The organism is Thermococcus sp. (assembly GCF_027008145.1).
In the GTDB taxonomy this organism is placed as follows: Archaea; Methanobacteriota_B; Thermococci; order Thermococcales; family Thermococcaceae; genus Thermococcus.
This window is the reverse complement of sequence record NZ_JALTCZ010000054.1, coordinates 1-2,889: the sequence shown is the minus strand read 5'-3', so window position 1 is coordinate 2,889 and position 2,889 is coordinate 1. Positions and strand designations below refer to the sequence as shown.

Here is a 2,889-nt window from a genome sequence, read left to right as displayed (position 1 = left end):
GGCTGGATCTCGGCGAAGAACATAAGGCTCGGTGACTACGTTGCCTTTGCTTACAACACTGGCCACCTGGGAAGAAAGAGGTACTCGCTTCTCCAAATGCTCGTTGAGCTTGGCATTACAGACGTTATGGTCGAGCTTGACGAGGACTACTTTGAGAAGAGGGTTGCCCCGCTAATAAGGGAGAGAATCAAGACGAGCACTAAATACAAATACCTGAGGAACAGAGGGATTCTGCTCAAAAAGCTCCTTGAGTGGGATGTTGCCGATTTTGAGCCTCACGTCAAATACCTCTACCGTCAGAGGGCTGGAAGCAAGAGAATTCCAAACTTCGAGCTTGATGAGAGGTTCTGGTACGTCTTCGGTCTGGTTCTCGGGGATGGAACACTAAAGGATAGCAAGGTTCTCATATCTCAGACGCCCCTCAAACAGGTCAAAGAGATACTGGAAGAAGTTTTTCCATTCCTCCACGTATTCGAAACCACAAACCAGGTGGGCTTCTCCAACTCGATACTCACCGAGCTCTTCAGAAGGCTCGGTGCCCGTTCGGGAGAGCTCCATCCAATAGTCTTCACCCTGCAGGAAGAAATGATAAACGCAATGATAGCGGGTTACTTTGACACCGACGGGACTTTCCCACTCCTCCATGACAAGAGAGGGGTTAACCTTAGAGCAATCCTAACCTCCAAGCGCTCTGAAGTGCTCAAAAAGATCAGCGTTTATCTCTACCAGATTGGCATTCTGAACTACCTGAAAGAGGACAAAAGGACAGGAGTCTGGGATCTCATAATAGGCAACCGCAGTCTTGGAATTTTTAGGGAGAAGATTTACCCATACCTAAGGATCAGGAAGAGACAGTTCGAGGAAGCTTATTCCGCTTACAGGGGAATGAGAAAGCCGATGGAGTCCGACCTGATACCGGTTGGGGAGCTCGTGAAGGAACTCGTATTCTCCAATGGCGTAAAGGCGAAAATCCTCAGGGAAGAGGGAATAGACATCTGGAACTGGTTGAAAAAACCGGGGAGCGTGCCCAGGGACAAACTTGCCAAAGTCCTTGAGTACGCTGAAGAGGGGTTCGCTAAGGATTATCTCCGCTCTTTGGTTGAGGCAAACGTCACTTGGGTTCCTGTTACCGATGTTGAAGAAGAGCACTACACCGGAAAGCTTTACGACTTCACGACCACGACGGAAAACTTCCTCTCAAACGGTGTTGTTTCCCACAACTGTACATACCACCGCACAGACAGCACCCACGTCAGCAACACCGGAATAGAGATAGCAAAGGAGTACATAACCCAGGAGATAGGCGAGGAGTACTTCAAACCGAGGCCATGGGGCGAAGAGGGAACGCACGAGGCAATAAGGCCGACGAGGCCGATAGACACGGGAAGGCTTATGCAGCTCATCCGTGATGGAATAATCCAGCTCCCAAGGAACCTGACGAGGAACCACTACCGTCTCTACGACATGATATTTAGGCGCTTCATGACGAGCCAGATGATTCCAGCGAGGATACTCTACGAAAAGGCAATCATAAACGCGGGCCTTGCGAAGACCGAGGTTGAGGGCTACATTGAGGTCATAGAGGACGGCTGGACGAGGCTCAGGAACCCGCCCTTCAGGCAGATACCAAAAATGGAGAAGGGTGCGAAGCTGAAAGTCGTTGAGGCAAAGAAGTGGAAGGCCCCGAAGATTCCGCTCTACACGCAGGGGGACATAATAGCCCTGATGAAGGAGAGAAAGATAGGGAGGCCTTCAACGTACGCCAAGATAGTCGAGACCCTCCTGAGGAGGGGCTACGTCGTTGAGACCAAGGGCAGGAAGAAGCTGGTTCCGACCGAGAAGGGCATAAAGGTCTACCACTATCTCGTCAGCAAATACCGCGACCTCGTCAGCGAGGAGAGAACGAGGGAGCTCGAGGAGTTGATGGATCGGATAGAGGAAGGCAAAGCGGACTACCAAGAAGCCCTCAACGGACTCTACGGGGAGATACGGAGATACATCCATGGTGAAGGGTAGACCTTTTCCTTAGCATTTTATCTGGATCTTGTAGCACGGGTTCATGCGTTTTCTCGTGAGGAGTTCACCTTAATTTTTGGCATCCCAACCAAAAACCTTAAAACAGATTGGGAGTAAATCCTTTGCATCATGATGCAACGTCAATCTTATGGTGCAGAGTCATTGATGTTAACGAGAAGTTGTGTCCCCTCAACACTCTAATAATTTGGAAAAAGCTTATAACCTTTAAGACCCAGATACCTGTATAGAAAATCCGGTGGTGGTAAAAATGGTTAAGGACAGGATGGTGGAGCTCCTGCAGGAGCACTTTGAGTTGAACCTGTACGAGGCAAGGGCGTATGTTGCCCTGGTCGGCTTTGGTGTCCTCACGCCGGCCGAGCTGGCCAGTGTCTCTGAGGTTCCGGCACCGAGGACCTACGACGTGCTCAGGAGCCTTGAGAAGAAGGGCTTTGCCATAAGCCAGCCGGGCAAGGTCAACAAGTACAGGCCAGTTCATCCGGAGAACATCCTTGAGAAGTTCATACAGGACTGGCAGGAACGCATAAAGGACGAGCTTGAGGCCAAGAAGAAAGCCAAGGAAGAGCTTCTCCAGCTTATGAGGCCACTCATCGAGACAGAGATACCGAAGTACGGCGTTGAAAGAGTTTGGGTCGTCAGGGGGATAAGGAACGCCACCCTAAAGACCAAGGAGATGCTCGAAGGCGTTAAGGAGCAGATACTCTTAGCTGACGACGGCTACATAGCTATCAACCTCGAAGGCGACATCATAAAGGCCATAGACGGTGGCGCGAAGGCCAAGATAATAGTCACCGACCCGATACTCAAGAGGCTTGAGGGCTCGAAGATACTGGAGTACGCGAAAGAGGGCAAGCT

The 2,889-nt window shown here is 50.7% G+C and carries 2 protein-coding genes; both read left to right on the top strand.

Annotated elements, in window-relative coordinates:
- Positions 1–2,016 (top strand): DNA topoisomerase (locus MVD07_RS02580; RefSeq protein ID WP_297498247.1); only part of this gene is annotated, 2,016 nt, incomplete at its 5' end.
- Between the two features lie 268 nt (positions 2,017–2,284).
- Positions 2,285–2,889 (top strand): helix-turn-helix domain-containing protein (locus MVD07_RS02575; protein ID WP_297498249.1); only part of this gene is annotated, 605 nt, incomplete at its 3' end.